The organism is Olivibacter sp. 47 (genome assembly GCF_030372825.1).
In the GTDB taxonomy this organism is placed as follows: domain Bacteria; phylum Bacteroidota; class Bacteroidia; order Sphingobacteriales; family Sphingobacteriaceae; genus Olivibacter; species Olivibacter oleidegradans.
Genome location: NZ_JAUCNR010000001.1, coordinates 471,951 through 490,260, shown reverse-complemented (window position 1 = coordinate 490,260; position 18,310 = coordinate 471,951). Strand labels below are relative to the sequence as shown.

The following is an 18,310-nucleotide window of genomic DNA, read 5'->3' as shown; positions in this document are numbered from 1 at the left end:
ACATGCTATTAAAGGATAGCGAATGTTGTTAATAGCCCGGATTTTGCTTGAGGACGTCTGGATTGATATCGATCTGTTCTTGTGGTATCGGAAATAGCAGCTGATGGTCTTTTATGGCTATCCCCTTAGCACGCAGCACCTCCACTGCGCGGCCCGTGCGCACTAAGTCGAACCAACGATGGTTTTCAAACGCAAGTTCTACCCGCCTTTCGTGTTCGAGGGCTGCTCGGAAGCTTTCTTGATTACCAAGCGCAGCACTGCTAAGGGAGGCTAAACCAGCACGTTTGCGGATGCTGTTAAGCAGTTCGAAAGCTTCCCCGTCCGGGGTGTATCCAAGCTCATTGAGTGCCTCTGCGCGCATGAGTAAAATATCGGCATAGCGTAATACCGGCCAGTTATTGTCGGCATCACCGGCACTAAAAGGGGCAGGATCCAGGTATTTCTTGATATAGCGTACCGCAATAAATTGGTTGCCCTGCTGATAACCATCTGCCATGGAGACGGCGCGCCTCTGATCACCTTCTTCATAGCTATTGGCCATGTCGGCAGTAGGTTGGTTCTGTCCACCTCCGGCGCCAATAGTGGTTACAATCTGTCCGGATAAGCGGGGTGCAAATGCATTGTTGAATGGACTGCCAAGTCCGAATCCTCCTTTTTTATATTGGACTTCAAAAAGGGATTCTGCGTTGTTTTTATTGGCTATCGCAAATACGCCCTCGTAGGTAGGCATGAGCTGATAAATACCTAGGTTCATCACAGCTTTTGTTTGCTCGGCGGCTTCTTGCCATCTTTGCAGGGTTAAATAGACTTTGGCGAGTAAGCCTCGGGCAGCTCCTGCGGTAGCACGACCGACATCTGCAGAACCATAGCTGTTGGGAAGCGTAGCAGCGGATTGTTCCAAATCGGCAATGATCTGCTCATACACGGTTTCCTTTGGGCTGCGTGGGAAGGCATAACCTTCTTGCACATCCACAATTTCTTTAGTTATCAAAGGGATGTCTCCAAAGGTTCTAACCATATTAAAGTACATGAGTGATCGGAGAAATAAACATTCACTTACATAGCGTGCTTTTAGCGTTTCGTCCATATCCACGGCAGGAATACGATCAATAACGGCATTACAGGCGAGTATGCCCTTGTAGTGCGCATTCCACATGGTCCTGAGGATGCCATTGTTGGTGATGGTGGTAAAGGCGTCTATCTGGCTAATATCGATACCTGATTGGGCATCTAAGATTTCTGTATTATCGGATGCTACTTCACCGATGGCGTATAGGGCAGCATTGTATTGTCCGCTGTTTTGTAAGGAGGCATAAGCTGCATTTACGGCATTGAGCATGTCCCCGGCGGTACGATAGAAATTGACGGTATTGGTGTCCGATATGGGCGCCAAATCTAGAAAGCCCTTCTTGCAAGAAGTGATCAGCAAGAGGAGGCAGGTGCTGTATATAATAATCTTTTTCATTGACATAAGCTGTTTGGTTAAAATCCCAGGTTTAAACCCAGTGTGAATGTTTTGGCAATGGGATAACCGCCATAGTCTACTCCCGGAGTTAAGGAGCTGATGCCATTTACACTTACTTCCGGATTATAACCGGTATAGTTGGTAATCGTAAACAGGTTTTGTGCCTGGGCGTAGATCCGGACGTTCCGCAATTTCCATTTTTGCAGGATCTGGCCGGGTACGTTATAAGCCAGCGATATATTGCGTAAACGGATGAAGGAGCCATCTTCGATGTGCGTGGATGATATGTTGGCACTGGCATTGCTGCTGCTATAGCGGGACAAGTCGCGGTTGGCTCTAGGGGTAAATCCATTACCCGGATTTTCCTCTGAACGCCAGCGGTTATTCAACTCCTTTAATCCGTTAGCAGTTCCGGCGAAGTTGGCATAAAAACGGCGGCCTAAATGCATAATTTCGTTACCTTGAACACCTTGTATCAAAAAGCTCAATTCGAGATTTTTGTAGCGAAAGGCATTGGTGATGCCGAAGACATAGTCGGGTTGGGGATTGCCCAGAATGGTGCGGTCGTCTACACTTAGTATTCCGTCGCCATTAACATCTGCAAAACGGAATTGCCCCGGCTTTGAATCGGCAAAAGAGGCATTCTGATCAATTTCCTGCTGATTTTGGAAGATGCCAATTACCTCGTAGCCATAGAAATTTCCCATGGGCTTTCCGATTTCGGTAATATGACTATTGGTAAGCTGATAATTGCTGAATAGGGGCTCGCCACTGGGGCCGAGGGCCAGTACTTTGTTCCGGTTAAAGGACAGGTTGATATCGGTTGTCCATTTAAGGGCTTTTGTTAGATTTTGGCTGCGCAGATCAAATTCCCACCCTTGATTCTCTACACGACCGATATTTTGGGTAGCTATGGTGTAACCGGTGAGTGATGGCACGGGTACATTCAATAACAGATCGGAGGTTATCTTGCGGTAATAATCAGCAACGAAGAATAAGCGCCCGCTAAATAATCCCAGCTCCAGGGCTAGATCCAGTTGCTTGTTCTTTTCCCAACTCAGGTTGGCGTTGCTTACGGTATTGGGCCCTAGGCCATGGGCGATGGCGCCGCCACTGCTGCCGAATACGTAATTGCTATTGCTGAGTAGGCCAATATGGTCATAATTGCCAATAAAGTTGTTGCCCGTAAAACCATAACTGGCCCGTAGTTTCAGCTCATTGATGGCAGTAAGGTTGGCCATAAAATCCTCTTGAGAAAGACGCCATCCGCCTGAGAACGAAGGGAAAACACCCCAACGGTTGTTGGCACCAAAACGCGAAGATCCGTCTGTTCGAAGGGTGGCTGTAAAGAGGTATTTGCCAGCGTAATCGTAATTGAGTCTGCCCAGATAGGAGAGTAAAGACCACTCCAGCGCAGTAGTGCTAGCGCCCGAAACCACTCCTGCGTTGATCGTCTGTACCAAGTCGTTCGGGAAATTCGTGGCGTTGATACTAGCCATATCAGACCGCACTTTTTGTGCAGTAAAGCCCGCTAAAGCATCAACATGGTGATCTCCGAAGAATTTGTTATAGCTGAGGGTATGTTCAATTAACCAATTATAAGATTCCTGTGAACTGTAAGAGGCACTCGGAATAACCGGTGCCGGATTACCGTCGCGTCCAACAGTGGATGGGTTGAAGGTGTTAGACTTCATGTGTTGCAAATCGGTGCCAATTAGCAATTTGTATTTCAACTCGTCCGTAAACGCGTATTCCGCAAAAGTTGTACCCAATAGTCTGAAATTAGTGCGGTGGTTCACCAGCTCGCGGGCAACTTTTACGGGGTTTTCCAGACTGCTGAATCCATTTCCGAGGGAGATGCCGGAGCTATAGCTTCCATCCGGATTATAAACCGGTAAATTTGGTGGCATCATCAATGCGCTCAACACAACGGCGCCATCTGCAAAATGGCCTTCTGCCCTAACAGGGTTGCTTACCGTGTAAGTGGGGCTCAGGTTTAAACCTATCCGGAATTTTTTTGAGGTATTGGCATCGAGGTTTACGCGAAAAGAATAGCGCTCAAAATCGGAGTTTAGGATGATGCCTTCTTGTTTAAAATAGCCCGCACTGGTCAGGTAATTGACCTGTTCGTTACCCCCGGAGAAAGTGAGCTGAATATTATGCATGGGTGCCGTACGGAATATTTCTTTCTGCCAGTTAGTGCCTTCTCCGAGTGTTTCAGGATGCTGAAGCTCAGGTAAAATTTGATAGATGGCGCTGCGCTCCTCATTGGGTGCATTGATGTCGCCGCCCATATCTACCCAAGCGTTGTTGCGCGAATCGACGATATAGGAAGCAAATTCCTGCGCATTCATCAGATCCATATATTTGCTTACCTTTTGCAAACCGGTATAGGTGTCTAAGTCGATTTTCATTTTTCCCGACTTGCCGCTTTTGGTAGTAACGATAATGACCCCATTGCTGCCCCTGGAGCCATAGATAGCAGTTGCCGAGGCATCTTTTAACACTTCTATCGATTGTATATCGCTCGGGTTGATGGAGTTTAAGGGGTTGTTGCTCTGGTTATAATTTGCGGTGATGGGGAAACCGTCAATCACATATAATGGCTCATTGCCAGCTCCGATAGATCCGGTACCGCGCACCTTTACCGACAGGCCGCCGCCTGGCGCACCGGTTGTTTGCGATACTTGTACCCCCGCCATTTTGCCGGTGATGGCGGCATCCAAACTGGGAGCGGGTACATCCTGAATATCTTGAGCACTAACCGAAACCACGGAGCCGGTGATGTTGGTGCGCTTTTGGGTACCGTAACCTACCACCACCACTTCATTTAAGTCGGCCACCTGTTCCCGGAGTTGGATTCTGATTTCCCGCTCGGCGTTTGCTACGCGCTCTTCGGTGCCATAACCCATTAAGCTGAAAACAAGCACGCTTTCTGCCGAGGGCACTTTTATACTAAACCGACCGGATGCGTCCGTGCTGCTTTGCAAACGCTCATTCTTGATGCGCACCGTAACACCGGGCAAGGGGTCTCCTTCGGTATTTACCACAGTGCCGCTGATGATTCGATCTTGTACTGCCGAAGCCGCTTTTTTTATAATAATATTCTTATCCAAAATCTCATAGCTCAAGCCTTGGTTGACTAGGGTTTGCTCCATCGCTTCCTTGATGGATACACGTAGCAGTTGTAGGCTAACGGGCTTCGTGTTACGGAGCATTTCGGCATCATAAAAGATATGATAATCACTCTGCTTTTGAATTTCTTTAAATATAGCGGTGATGCTGGCGTGCTGCTTATGAATACTGATCTGTTGGGCATAGCTCGCGGCGTTGACTTTCCATAAGCTGATACACACGAGGATGAATGCGAGCTTCATGACAAGTATGGGTTTGAATAAGGCGTTTCTTTCCCATCTGCGGGAAAAAGCAGTATTTTTTTTATACATTTGATGGTGATTTAATGAATGATCCTACGTTTTTTAAATCCAGGCATTTGATGCTATCGGTCAGGAGCGGTTCCAAGCGTTCCTGACTTTATGTGTCAATGCCGCTTCTAGTTAGGGAGACACGGTAACCCTCCTTCCTGTTATGGTAAATTTAACGGATCCTGTTTGTTCTATCGCATGCAATAGCTGTCGGAAATCAGTATACCTGGATAATGTTCCGCCAAAGGTTTTACCTTTTAGATTTCCTTCATATACGACTTCTATATCGTACCACCGGGCCAAGGTATTCATAACCTGTTTAATGTCATCTTGGTCAAAAACAAAATAACCCCTGGCCCAAGCCATGATTTCGTCTGGATCTACCTCCCGAATAACGATGGGGTGCCCAGTTTCGTTACTAAGTGCCTGTTGTCCGGGGCGCAGTATTTTGGACTGTACTTTCAGACTCCCCGTAAGTAAAGTAGTGACAACATAAGGATCTTCCTGATATGCGCTAACGTTGAATGCCGTTCCTAAGACGTGAATATCGGTGCCTTTTGCTTGCACAAGGAAAGCTTGGTTAGGATGTTTGGCGACATCAAAATAAGCTTCACCTTGGAGTTCCACTTTACGTTCCTGCCGACCGAAGGCGACGGGAAACGTAAGGGAAGAACCGGCATTGAGCTGTACGCGGGTACCATCCGGTAAGGTCAGCTTATAATCCATTCCGATAGGGGTGGTGATGGTATGTAAAGCGGGCGATGGATGAGCCTTTGTGTCTTGGTCTTCGGTATAAATCAGCTGGTTTTGATCTCTTTTTACATGTGTGCCGGATTGAAAGGTCTGAACGCCTTCGCTGAGTGCATTAACAGGGATTTGATGTCCGTCTGATAGGGTAAGCATAACTTCTCTTCTATCCGATGTAAGTGTATCTTCTTCTTGAGTTAGCAACTTTTCTTTGGCCGCTTGAAGTGGAAGGGGGGTATATTGCCTAACTAATAAAGTGGCGAGACATACCAGCGCTGCTATGCTCGCGGCAATCAACCAGACCTTTGGTTTTTTCCTCCGGGCTTGTGTGTTAAGCTGTGGCGAAGTCATTATCCCGTGTAAGACACGCTCTGCGTCCAATTTGATCGGGAGCTGCTGATTTGCTTGCTGCCAAGCTTTGTCAAATAAGTCCAACAGTTGCTCGTTTAATTGCGCTGTATCTGCTTGTTGTATATAGTTTACGAGCTCCTCGAATTCGGATTCGCTGATTTGCTCATTCATATAAGCCTTTAAAAGCGTAATAAATCTTTCCTCTTTGAAGCGCATCGTTATTGGTTAGCAGGGGACAGTTTTATCCCTTTTATATATAGATACGGATAAGGAAGGGGATCGAACTAGTGTAAAAGGAAAAAAAAATAAAAAAAAGATAGTGATATCATTTTTTGAAATAAATATCTTCATGGTTTTTAAAGCACTTACGAGGTGATTGCGTACGGTATTGCGGGATATTTTGAGATTTTTGGCGATTTCGTCATACGACAAACCCTCTAAGCGATTAAGCTGAAAAACAAGCCGTTGCTGATGGGGTAAATGTTTCATTCCATCATCAATACATTGCCGCAAATCGTGTAGCAATAGTTGCTCTTCGGTGTGGTTGCTTACATCGTCCACCACGTATTGCAAATGCTCTTTCAATTTGTTTTCTGCAATTACTTTGCGAAAAGCATCGATCGATAAACGTCGGGCGATAAGGTATAAGTAGGGATATAGTGGCTGCTGGCTGTCTAATTTATGCCGGTTCGCCCATAGCTTGATAAAGGTTTCCTGCAGGATTTCCTCGCTATGGCTTTGGTCTTTTAACAAGGCATAGATGAAACGATAAACAGCAGGATGTAGTTGCTCGTACAGTACCCTAAACGCGCGTTTATCTCCCGATTGGAGCGCAGTAATCAAAAGAGATTCATCCTTTTCTACGACTGATACTGGTTTCATCTATTTATTTTTAGCTTTTCATTTGTCAGATGGAGCCTTTGATGATTGCTTTAATCATGCCGGGTTCATATTGGTTATGAGTGCTAGGTCTACCGTACAAACGTATAGAATTTAATTGGTATTTGCAATCCTTTGCACAGCCTGTCAATAAAATAACCATATGGGCATTGATTGGCCATTTGCAGTAACCGCTGGACGTTAAATTCAATTTAAGTATGCTCTAAAATAAAATTCGTCTTCCTGCTTTCAGCTATTTTTATATAGAACCTATATTCTATTGCACGGAAAATTCTATTTCCTATGTAAGGTTGAAATTTCAAAGGAATTAGCTCCACGCTTACGCAGTTGGATTTTGGAAGCAATAGGGAAAATTGAGAAGGAGGATGGAAGTTAAGATCGCTGTCAATTCATTTGGCATTGGTTTTCATATATCCATTATTCTTTGAACTGTTGACTGAATTTTTCGACGGCTGCTTCAAGTGCACGATTGGCTTCTATCAAAATGGCAGGCTCTATTTCTTTAGTGGTACTATAATCTTTGAACAAGGCCTGCTGTGAAGCGAACTCCAGATAGGCCATTACTTCTTCGCAATCCCAGAAAAAATCATAGATAAAAGCGACACCGGTATCTGCTGCATCTTGATAGGTTGCCAATTGTTTCAGCAGAGAGAGCATCGGTGATATCTCTGTATAATTCTCACTAAAAAAAACAACGATGAATGTCCATCTCTCCGTATTTTTGTCGTAATGCTCAACACCCCCGAAATCTCTTCCATCAAGCAATTGGTCGAAGACGGCACGGTTGTTCTGAACGCGATAATAGGGGAGGTTCGATAAAGGTTGTTTGCTATACATTTTTCGGCTGTCCCACCATTTCGACCAATTTTCATCGATGCTTTGCGGCATGGGTTTCTGTTGAAAAAAGTATTGAAGTTTTTCTTCTTTGATCTGGATGTTGATATAAAGCGAAGAGTATTCTGACATGATCTAAAAATTAAATTATTCCGAATTTAAAGAAAAAATGGTCTACTCCAATGAACAACATCGAAGTAGAAACTGCAGCGCTTAACTTTGCTGAGCTCGCGCTGCATACCCTCATATTTTTGTGTTACTTAAATTCAGGTAAATTTATACGACTGATTATATCATAATAGGCATTCAGGTTGAGCCATTCAATGCCGGAAATAACTTTACCGTCTTGCATGGTCATAATATACATGTATTCATTCCTGTAGGGCTTGTCGTCGATAGCTAGGGTGGAGCTTTGTATACGAGCAAAGACCTCGTTGCCATCTGCCCACACACCCAACGTTTTTACGGCAAGCGGTTGGGCAAAACGTCTGAATAATTCGGCTTCGGCGTTATCAAATAGATCTTTCAAACCATGATAGGTCCTCGCTACCGGACCGTGCCCTGCAATTGTCCATGCAACATCTTGCCTAAAAGCTTGCTCAAAAAACAAAGTAAAGTCATGTGCCGAGTTGGCTAAAGCTTTCTGAATAATCTCTCTGTTCAATTGTTCCTGTGTGCTGTTCTTTTCCATCATTTTTTTATTTGATGCAAAATTAGGAACGGGAATACCAAACGATTTGTCATTCGCAAACCGATTATTGTGAATTTGAAACCTGCCGAAAAGAGGTGGGATTCTGCTGCGTATGTTTTTAAAAAGTTGTTGAACTGCGCCTGGTCTTCAAATCCCAGAGCGTAGCTTATTTCCGAAATGTTCCAATCGGTATGCCTAAGTAAGGCCTTTGCTTCACCGATCAGCCTTTCCGCCAGGTGATCGGTAGTGGTGCGCCCGGTGGCTTTTTTGATAGCCCGGTTGAGGTAATTTACATGGACAGCAAGTTTTTCTGCAATGGCTTTCGGTGCGCGAAACTCAAAACGTTCGGACCTCGAGGTGATAGGGAATTGCCTCTCCAGCAATTCAAAAAATACCGATGTGGTACGTGCACTTGCATCCGGGTGTTTAAAGCGCTGCTGCGTAGGCTGCAGTTTTATGGCCAGGTATATCAATTCATTTACATAGCCTTTGATGAGTTCATAACGAAAAACATAGTTTGACGCTATTTCACTGCATATCTTTTCAAATATCGCCTTGATCTGCCGAAACTGGATTTCATCTAAAGCAAATATAGGTTGGGTGTTTGCACTGAATAAAGGCAGATCGTTCAAATTAATACGTAGGCTCGTCTTGAAAAACTCATCCTTAAATACGCAGAAATATCCTTTGTTTTCCGGAGTAAAGGGTTCAGAGGTATAGGGCAGTTGGGGGTTGAAAAACAGTAACGTATTGCCATTTACCGGTATGCTTTTATCCCCATAGTGAAAAACACTATGCCCCTGTAAAAGCATAATCTTATAGAAATCCCTTCTGGTATAAAGTGCCGGCGCATGATCCGATTTGATGGAATCTTCAATGCGGAATACATTGAACGGCCCTATCTCCGGTACATGATGTTCCGGACGGTCATTGAATTTGTGTCTGTAAAATTCTGCTAACGATTCCGTTGATTTTGCCATACGCTTTTCAACCCAAATATCTAAATTTTAGATTAATAAATTATAGATTATAAATGGTACTTCGTTAAAGTACCTGGTTGAAGTGTCGCTTCCCCTGGTGCACAGCAGCGGTGCATGGTTCCAATTACGTGACGATCTCTTAATAAAAGTGGCCAATGGGGCTTTGCCCCACTGGCCGAAAATCAGAACTGTACGCCAAAGCTCAACACGGCCCGGCGTACCCATAGTGGGGTATAGCCAGCGGTGCCCAGGTAGCCGATATTGTCGGTTAAGTTTGATACATTAAGGCGTGCAAATACATTGCGATAGTTGTATCCGGCAGAGGCATCCATAGACCAGAACGAATCAAGCCATTTTGTTGGGTCATTATTACTATTGGTATAAAAGCCGTCTTTATAAAAGATGCCCCATCCAAGCGAAAAGCCTTGTAAAGCGCCTTGCTGAAATTGATAATGTGCCCAGAAATTGGCGGTCTTCTTTGCATTGCCACGTAGCTGATTTCCTGTAGCGAATGCCGGATCCTGCACTACGTAGGCATCGATATAGGAGGCTGCTAAATTCACATTTAAACCTTTTGCCAATACACCGTTTACATCTAGTTCAATCCCTTTGCTGCGATGATGACCACCTAAATAAGAAGCTATCTTGGTATCAGGATCCCAGTACAGATGAGGAAAGTCGGGCTCTTCGGCCAAGTTGTAGACGTAACCGAAAACATTTTCTTTATTGATCCGAAATGCTGCCAAACCAATACCAAGGCGATCATTAAGCAGACTGGTTTTAATACCGGTTTCCCATTGATCAGCATCCGTTTGCGGAATAATATTTCCGGTTAACATATCCTGTCCGTTTTGTTCATACGATTGGGCGTAAGAACCATAGAGCGATAACCAATCTTTGGGTTTAATAACTAAACCTATGCGTGGGCTTAGTAGGTTTTTCTTATCTTCTTTATACAATTCGGGTGCGGGTGAAGCATTTGTAAATTCTGTGCCCTGCCGCGTGATGTTATAGCGAAGGCCAACAAAGAGATGCAAACGATCCTGTAAAGTGGAAAGTTGCTCTTGCGCGTAAATTCCTGTTCTGGAGAAAAATGCTTTTGGACCTTCCATCCCGGGATATGAATTACTTCTGATTACCTTGGTTAAACCATATACAGGGTTGAAAATGTTAATCGGTTCCATTTGCTGGCTTTCCACTTGGTTATAGCCGTTTTCGTTGCGTAAATAGTCAATGCCAAAGGCAAGCGCGTGTTTGAATACCCCGGTTTGCACATTGCCCACTACGTCGAGGTTATTTCCCCAGCTTGTGGGGAAAAAATTGGTCATCCAGGTACTGCGCACGATATTGCCTTCTACATCGGGCGTAAGGAGTGGATAATAAGTTCCTTCGACACGATCTTGTGTATTAGAATAAAAAGTACTGTTTCGTATCCGCCAATGTGTACTCAATTCGTAATTGAGATCAGAATATAAGCTCGTCTCCCGGTATCTGAACTGATTGTTAGGTTCACCTAGAAAGCGGCTAAGAGGTAACTGATCTAATGTGGCCGTCGTGCCATCGGGTGATACGACACCGGCATTGTGGGTACGCTCGTCATTTTTGAAGGTTGCTTCTATATTCCAAGATAGTTTTGGCGTGATCAACCACGTGATGCTCGGTGTAAATAGCAGGGTTTGATTGTTGACATAATCAATAAAGCTGTTAGAACGCTCATAACTGGCATTTACGCGATATAAGAGCTTATGTTGCTGATCTAGCGGGCCGGACAGGTCGAAACTGGGGCGGTACAATCCATATTCGCCAATTTTCATTTCAAACTTCCGATAGTCATAGTCGAGGGGCTTCTTGGTAACGAAATTCATGACCGCGCCGGGAGCAATATCGCCATACATGACGGAAGCAGGGCCTTTCAAAATTTCGATCCGTTCGATATTATCGTTATATAAATGGCTCATGTTGTTAAGGTAGATACCATTGCGTCTGAAGTTGCTGGTACCATTCATAGCGAAACCTCTTCCTGTATAGTCTGCGTACCCACCTGCATAAGTGCCCGTGTTGGTGATTCCACTGACATTCTTGATCGCGTCTCGCACATCAATGGTCAATTGCTGTTGAAGGAGTGTTTGGTCAATCAATTGTATGGATAGCGGAATATCCTGAATAGGCAGGTCCGAGTGCGTTACCGAGGCTGTTTTTCGTTTTTGTCCGGTAACAGTCACTTCGTCTAAATGCTGTGCATTCTCAATGAAAGTAAAGAATACTTCGGTTGTTTCTTCCGGAGAAACTATCACCGATTGGTTTTGCGTGCGCAGTCCGAGGTGACTGGCTTGAACGGTATGACGGCCCGTCTCAACAGACGTTAAGGTAAAATGACCATTTTCGTCTGTTTGTGTGCTTCGCTGACCCTGTATACTGATGCTGACAAATGCTGCAGCCTGCCCATCACTGGTTTTAACGGTACCGGTTATGGTACCTTTTCCTTTGGATGGTTGTATGCTAATTTGATTACCTTTTACGCGTATTCCTTTGACTAGATCTCCGAACATCTGTTGCAATACGCTGGATAAAGGAATATCGTTTGCATCCAAGGAAATAAGTTGCTCATTGTTCAGGAAAGTTTCGCTATAGGAGATGCTGCAATCGGCCGCTTTTTCAATCGACAGGATGGCGTCAGATAGTTTGGTTTGATAGAGGTGAAGGGTGATGGGTTTGTCCAGGATATTTTGCTGAGCATAAGTTGCGGAAAAACAAAAGAATGCAAACGCAAACAATAAGAAACGATGAAAATGTTTATTAGACGTAGTAGTTCTAACGAAAGAATACATATTTTTGATTAAAGTAAATGGATTAAACGGATCTATTGCTAAGCCCGGGTCTCTGTTTTGCCGACGCTGGCCCGGGATTTTTTGATAGGTGATGTGGTTATGGATTTTATGTAGGGTGCATGGTTCCTGTTTTGTTATTTATAAAGAGTGATTTGACTTCCGTTGATGCGAAAATGAATATTCGTGGTAAAGGCAAGATCTTCCAGCAGACTCTGCAAGGATGGAGATGGATAACGCCCTCTGATGCGGTAATTGTATAGCTTAGGATCACTGATGGTAATTCGGATATTATACCATCGCTCCAATACGGGTACGATTTCGATCAAAGGATCGCCATCGAATACCAGATAACCGGTTTTCCATCCGATTTGGTTAAAAGTGGTTAGGGTATCCAAATGTTGATTGTCAGCTTGATAGGTTGCCTGTTTGTTGGCCGTTAAAATAATTGGCTGAATGCGTTTATCGGGACTAAATCGGACACATCCCTCTTCTACAGTTACATATGTTTTATTTTCCTCCAGATAGCTTTTTAAATTGAAACGAGTACCTAATACATCGATTTGGCTATGTTTGGTTTGAACGATAAAGGGTTTGTTAGGTTGCTTGGCGACCTCAAAAAATGCTTCACCTTCCAATATAAGAAGGCGTTTGTGATTAAATGATTTCACATAGCGCAGGGTGCTGCCGGCATTTAAATAAACCTTGGACCCATCTGGAAGGAGGAGGGTTTTCTTTTTTCCTTTAGGGGCAAAAACAGCAATGAAATCAACCTGTTTTTTGCCCGGAAAGGCGATGATACCGGCCTGATGGCTGTAATACCCATAGGCGATGGCTATCAAGAAGCAAATACCGGCGGCGATACCACCCCGCAACCATACTGATGAGGATGCCTTTTGGCTGTGTAAGGGAGGAGGTAATGGACGATACTTTTTTTCAAAGCCTTGCCAAGCTTCTTTCTGCATACGATCCATATCCACTGCAGGAGGGTAAGATTGTTCTGCCTTCGCTTCCTGAAGCCATCGTTCTACCGCTTTCTCTTCTGCCGCTGTGCAAGTGCCTTCATGATACCGCTCTATTATTTCTTTGGTGATTTTCATTCAACTAAAATGAGCTATGCGCTATACTAACCATATAGTTGCATAACAGCTGTTTTTTCCTAAATTTATTTTGATATAAATGTAAGTGGCTTATTTACAGTTGGGTATTATTGGTGGACCTTGAGTTGATGGCGTAAGAAAGCCCTGGCCTTGTACAGATGATATTCGACGCTTTTTTCGCTGAGCTGAAAAGTGGACGCGATTTCCTGACGGCTAACTCCCTGAAAACTGAGGCGGTAAATCTGCTGGCGCTTGATGGGTAGTTGTTCTAATAGTTCTTCGACGCGGGTGGAGAGCTCGCCGTAAAGAACGCTCTCTTGTGTGCAGTTATCCGTGTCGGATACGTTTTCAGCATATTGGTGCAAATGTTTTTGCCTGATATGCTGTTTACGGATGTATTGAAAAACTTCCAATTTGGCCGCCTTGAGCAGATAAGCCTCTGCATTTTCCTTGATGAAAAGGCTGTCCCTTCTTTTCCATAGAGATTCGAAGATATCTTGGGAGAGCTCTTTCGCCAGTTCGGTATCCTGTAGGTAATGGTAACAAACGCCGAACACTCTTTTCCAGTACTGTTGGTATAGCTTTTTAAAAGTGTGATGGTCAATTTGTAGCATACGGGCTGTTGATGTGGCGTTCAAAAGTCGCTATGAAGCGTTATCCGATACAAATATACTTTTATTTAGAATTAATCAAAATAATTGTATCAATGTGCTAGCTAGTGCAACTGAAAAGAACTATTAGCATGGTGAGTAATGAACGACTGGCTAGGTAACTTTGCGTATCGTACTGATTTACACTGGTGGGTGTTTGCTTCCGCAGGATTAGGGGCTTTGATACTTGCACTTATTACCGTGAGATCACCGGCGATAAAGACTGCTCTTACGAATCCGACAAAGAGCCTTCGAGAAGAGTGACAACGGGGAGTCCACCAAATCCTTTCTTAAGCCATTTGGGTGATTATTTATTAAAACAATGTGCTAATGTTGAGCTGCAGAAATTCCTGCCAAGGTAAACTACTGTCACCAACTAACAGAACCTGGTCAGGCTTTTGCGTTTTTTGAAATACTTGCATGCCGGATGTAGTTTGTGCATGACCGCTTTTTATCTCTATGCCGATTACCTTACCCCGGTATTCCAAAACAAAATCGACTTCATAATTTCCCTCCCGCCAATAATATAATTGGAAACCAGTACTAAATGAACTGTTGATTAGGTAGGCACCGATTGCAGATTCAACCATTCTTCCCCAGGAATCGGGCTGCGATCGTACTTCTTGAAATGTTTCCACCCTTTGGGCACTGATAAGCGCAGTGTTATGCACCTGAAATTTTGGACTGGACGATCGCTTGCGTATCAGTTTATTGTCAAACTTCTCTAATCCATTTAGCAGACCTGCTGTATTTAGAAGGCCGAGATAATGAGCCAGTGTGGTTGTATTTCCAGCGTCTAACAGTTGTCCCATTATTTTCGTGTAGGATAGTATTTGTCCGGAATAATTGCAACCGATCTCAAAAAGTCTTTTCATGAGTGCCGGTTTGTCTACTCGAGTAAGCATTAATATGTCTTTAGAGATACTGGTTTCGATCAGGGACCCAACAACGTACTGTTTCCACCTCTCTTCATCTGAAATTAGACTTGCTGATCCTGGATATCCCCCAAACCATACATAATCATCCACCGTCCAGTCAAAGGCCTGTTGCATCTCGGAGAATGACCAGTGCCCCATATAAGTGGTTTCAAATCTCCCAGCCAAGGATTCGGTTAAACCCTGTTGAAGGAGTAAGCGGGACGATCCAAGTAAAATGACTTTTAAGTTGGTTTCTGTTCGGGTGTCTGTATCCCAAAGGAGCTTTACAGTTTCACTCCAATTATTTATTTTTTGTATTTCATCGATGATCAAGAGAAATTCATTACTCTCCTTTTGCTTCATTTGTATACGCGCAGTATCCCATTGCGCTGAAAGCCAGCTACCATCAGAAGCAGGTACAGCATCGGCCGAAACAAATAAGTAAGGAATGCTTATTTTTTTTGTCAATTGGGTTATCAAGGTGGTTTTGCCCACTTGGCGAGGTCCCATTAAAACTTGAATGAACTTTCTTTCTTCGTTTATTCTGTTTGTAAGTGTCTGTAAATAAGGTCTTTCAAACATATTTATAAAATTACTCAATACGTTGAGTAAAATTACTCAATATATTGAGTAATTACAAATAATCCATTATTTAGCTTTCTCCAAAGCTAACTTTTTTGTCGGCCGGGTTTCCAAGGATGCTAAATCAAGAAACAGTTATCTTATTGCCATTTAAGATTTTTCATCACGCCATATCTTCTACAGGTACTTCCCCAGGCTATATTGCCCAATTGTGCAGCTACAAGAACCTCTCGCATTAATTCGTCCTTTATCTCGTAAGATGCTAGCAAATAGTCATTGGCCATTTGCAATAACTCTTGGACGTTATGTTCAATATCGTTTTTTTCCTTCTGTAGTAAAACGAGGGCATTATATTGCTCGTTCTCTGCTTTTTCTTTAATATAAGAGTGTAGGTCATTAAAAATAAGAATGTTAAAGACGGCTTTTCTGAAATAATGATCGTGTTCGGTAGGGAAATTCAAATTTAATGCATCGTACAGCATGATAAAGAAAATATGCACAGCGATGTTTTTAAGACGTTCATTTAAATAATCGTCCATACTGCTAAAATGCTTCTCCTGGTTACCGTCAAATTCCGTAGGTAAAAAGTCAAGCAAATCTTTATGTACAAGTTCATAGTTGAAGGGGCTCAGCGTTTCCTGTAACAGATTTTCATAGTAATAAACGATGTCATACTTGTTGCGGTCATATTCGCCCTTTGGAGCCGTGGCCCGGCTACTATGAATATCCATCGCATGATGAACAAAATCCTTGTACCTTACCTTTGCATCTTCTACGTAGAACAGATAAGTGACACTAAAACAGGCTAGGTATAAATGTTTTTCACTGGTTAATATTTTAGGGAGTATGTATGGAGCCCAGAGCATTTGTTCTTTTATGGTGTTAAAGTCGTAACGCCAGTCGATTCCCATATTCAATGCTATGTTTGCTGTTTTATGGATCACATCTTCTACTATCATAGAGTCCTAAATTTTAAGTGCGTTCTAAAATAAAATTCGTGTACCTGCTTTCAGCTATTTTTACACAGAACCTATATTCTACTACACGGAAAGTTTCGGTCTAACCAACTATAACTCATGTCAGTTCAATAGCTATTACAGATAGCTACCAGTGTCTTATCAGGTATAACGGGTAAAAACCGGTCGCACCCGGCAAAAGTCTGCTTCATGGCCGAAGTGTGCGCAAAGTTAATCGGTAAAAAGCATTGTCGTTATCATGGCAGCTCTTTATATAGCGGTATACCCACCATCAATTGCATAATAGCTGCCATTGATAAAAGTAGAGGTCTCTGCACTTAAGAACAGGACGAGGTTGGCAACTTCTTCTGCTGTTCCGAGACGACCAATGGGATGTTTGCCGATTAATGCCTGCTTTTTTTCTTCATCAAGCTGATCTAGCAGCGGTGTATCAATATAACCAGGTCCTACAGCATTGACGCGTATGTTTTGTGCAGCATATTCGACACCAAAATTGCGCGTAAGTCCCAAAACCGCGTGTTTGGATGCAGCATAACCGACAGACTGCGGTACGGCGGTAATGCTGTGGATGGAGCCTACATTGACAATAGCGCCGCCTCCGTTTTTCAACATCTGGGCAGTTGCATATTTACAGCCATAGAATACGCCATTGAGATTGATGTCGATGATGGTTTTCCAACCTTCAATACTCAGGTCTGCACCGAGGTTAGCCTCTCCGCCAATACCGGCGTTATTGCAGGCAATGTCTAAGCTGCCATATTGCGCTACTGTTTTTTCAACGAGATTTTCCACCTCTTCCGGTATGGCTGTATTGGCATTTACATAAATGGCATCTCCACCATCGTTTTTGATGGACGCCGCCACAGCTTCACCATGCTCGTCGTTTATATCTGAGATCACTACCTTAGCACCTTCTTTGGCATATAATAAGGCAATTGCTTTTCCAATACCAGAACCAGCTCCGGTTACGTAGGCAACTTTATCATTTAAAATACCCATGATCGATTGTAGTTTTGTTTTGCTATAGGTATAACAATCAACTGTTTACATTGTTCACCGTCAGGATACTTAGTTATTCATGGTAAGCAAAAGGTACCGGATTTATAACGGTTAAAATGGGGAAACAATGAAAGTGGTTATTTTCCTGACAGAATTGGATTACTTTATCAAACCCGCTTTCTGCATTAAATGGGTGGCATTTTTATTCTTCGCAATACCTTTGTTTATTTTATAATCAAAATAAAGCTCATTGGCTTCCAACCTGCTTTCAAAGCAATAGTTGCTTACTTCCAATGGATATTTGCTTTCGAGTTTATGCAAAATATGAATAAAGTTATCCAGTACCAGTGGGAAACTATGGAAAAAATGTATCGTCGCTAATGCTGTGCCGCTGATCGGTTATAGTATAGTCCACAGCCCGCGCATATTATTGCCGCTATAAGGTGCGCATAAAGATAACCGGTTATTTGCCCTTGGTAGGATAGTACGGTGATGAAATCACTAGCTGGAATGATGGTTCCGCCTAATAGAATATAGCCCAATATCCGGAACTCTTTTTTCAGCAGCAGTAGCAAGATAATGAATCCGAAAAAGAAGTCGCGTACACCTTTGATGTGGTGAAACGAAAAATCTCCGTTGGTAGGTGTATTGATGCCAAAAGCAATTTCTGCGCCTACCGGATCGAAAAAGAATCGGGCACCAATAAATAATAAACCTATGCCTGAAAGTAGGCGTAACCACCAGTAATTCAAGTAGATCCCCTTATCAAGAGTCAGCTACCTTTTTCATACTTACTTCATAGGTTTCTCGATATTTAATTAGTTTCATACCAAGTTTTTACCAGATTCTGATCAGGTTTATCTGATG

15 protein-coding genes are annotated in these 18,310 nt (G+C 43.4%); 1 reads left to right on the top strand and 14 read right to left on the bottom strand.

Translation table 11 applies throughout. The annotated features are described in order from the left end of the window. Positions 1–28: 28 nt before the first annotated feature. From QT327_RS02060 to QT327_RS02015, 10 genes are all read right to left on the bottom strand, one after another. On the bottom strand, positions 29–1,465 hold the full coding sequence (locus tag QT327_RS02060; RefSeq protein WP_246860310.1) for a RagB/SusD family nutrient uptake outer membrane protein: 1,437 nt from the start codon (positions 1,463–1,465) through the stop codon (positions 29–31). Between the two features lie 17 nt (positions 1,466–1,482). Beyond that, positions 1,483–4,911: a TonB-dependent receptor gene (locus QT327_RS02055; protein ID WP_289551853.1), complete on the bottom strand. Its 3,429-nt coding sequence runs from the start codon at positions 4,909–4,911 to the stop codon at positions 1,483–1,485. Between the two features lie 111 nt (positions 4,912–5,022). After that, positions 5,023–6,159 (bottom strand): FecR family protein, encoded by a 1,137-nt coding sequence (locus QT327_RS02050; protein ID WP_289551852.1) that lies wholly within the window; start codon positions 6,157–6,159, stop codon positions 5,023–5,025. Positions 6,160–6,213: 54 nt separating this feature from the next. Beyond that, on the bottom strand, positions 6,214–6,870 hold the full coding sequence (locus QT327_RS02045; RefSeq protein WP_289551851.1) for an RNA polymerase sigma factor: 657 nt from the start codon (positions 6,868–6,870) through the stop codon (positions 6,214–6,216). 435 nt (positions 6,871–7,305) lie between these two features. After that, a complete protein-coding gene (locus QT327_RS02040) occupies positions 7,306–7,854 on the bottom strand; it encodes a hypothetical protein (RefSeq protein WP_289551850.1) in 549 nt (182 codons plus the stop codon). A 124-nt stretch (positions 7,855–7,978) separates the two neighbouring features. Further along, the gene (locus tag QT327_RS02035) at positions 7,979–8,416 is read right to left on the bottom strand and encodes a nuclear transport factor 2 family protein (protein WP_289551849.1); all 438 of its coding nucleotides are present in this window, start codon (positions 8,414–8,416) and stop codon (positions 7,979–7,981) included. Further along, positions 8,413–9,393: a helix-turn-helix domain-containing protein gene (locus QT327_RS02030; protein WP_289551848.1), complete on the bottom strand. Its 981-nt coding sequence runs from the start codon at positions 9,391–9,393 to the stop codon at positions 8,413–8,415. Before QT327_RS02030 ends, QT327_RS02035 begins: the two co-directional genes overlap by 4 nt. 182 nt (positions 9,394–9,575) lie before the next feature. Beyond that, positions 9,576–12,221 (bottom strand): TonB-dependent receptor, encoded by a 2,646-nt coding sequence (locus QT327_RS02025; protein ID WP_289551847.1) that lies wholly within the window; start codon positions 12,219–12,221, stop codon positions 9,576–9,578. Between the two features lie 134 nt (positions 12,222–12,355). Further along, entirely contained in the window at positions 12,356–13,318 is a 963-nt protein-coding gene (locus QT327_RS02020; protein ID WP_289551845.1) for a FecR family protein, read from the bottom strand. A gap of 107 nt (positions 13,319–13,425) precedes the next feature. Further along, the gene (locus tag QT327_RS02015) at positions 13,426–13,932 is read right to left on the bottom strand and encodes an RNA polymerase sigma-70 factor (protein WP_149105880.1); all 507 of its coding nucleotides are present in this window, start codon (positions 13,930–13,932) and stop codon (positions 13,426–13,428) included. 138 nt (positions 13,933–14,070) lie between these two features. On the opposite strand from QT327_RS02015, the gene QT327_RS02010 reads away from it, so the two are divergent. After that, a complete protein-coding gene (locus tag QT327_RS02010) occupies positions 14,071–14,232 on the top strand; it encodes a hypothetical protein (RefSeq protein WP_289551844.1) in 162 nt (53 codons plus the stop codon). A gap of 50 nt (positions 14,233–14,282) precedes the next feature. Here the strand turns inward: QT327_RS02010 and QT327_RS02005 are convergent, their stop codons facing one another. The 4 genes from QT327_RS02005 to QT327_RS01990 form a co-directional block, all read right to left on the bottom strand. Next, positions 14,283–15,467 (bottom strand): ATP-binding protein, encoded by a 1,185-nt coding sequence (locus tag QT327_RS02005; protein WP_289551843.1) that lies wholly within the window; start codon positions 15,465–15,467, stop codon positions 14,283–14,285. 140 nt (positions 15,468–15,607) lie between these two features. Further along, complete coding sequence (locus tag QT327_RS02000) at positions 15,608–16,426, bottom strand: terpene synthase family protein (RefSeq protein ID WP_149105877.1); 819 nt, start codon at positions 16,424–16,426, stop codon at positions 15,608–15,610. Positions 16,427–16,693: 267 nt separating this feature from the next. Continuing rightward, entirely contained in the window at positions 16,694–17,443 is a 750-nt protein-coding gene (locus QT327_RS01995; RefSeq protein WP_289551842.1) for an SDR family NAD(P)-dependent oxidoreductase, read from the bottom strand. A 377-nt stretch (positions 17,444–17,820) separates the two neighbouring features. After that, the gene (locus QT327_RS01990) at positions 17,821–18,195 is read right to left on the bottom strand and encodes a DUF4267 domain-containing protein (protein WP_289551840.1); all 375 of its coding nucleotides are present in this window, start codon (positions 18,193–18,195) and stop codon (positions 17,821–17,823) included. Between the last annotated feature and the right edge of the window lie 115 nt (positions 18,196–18,310).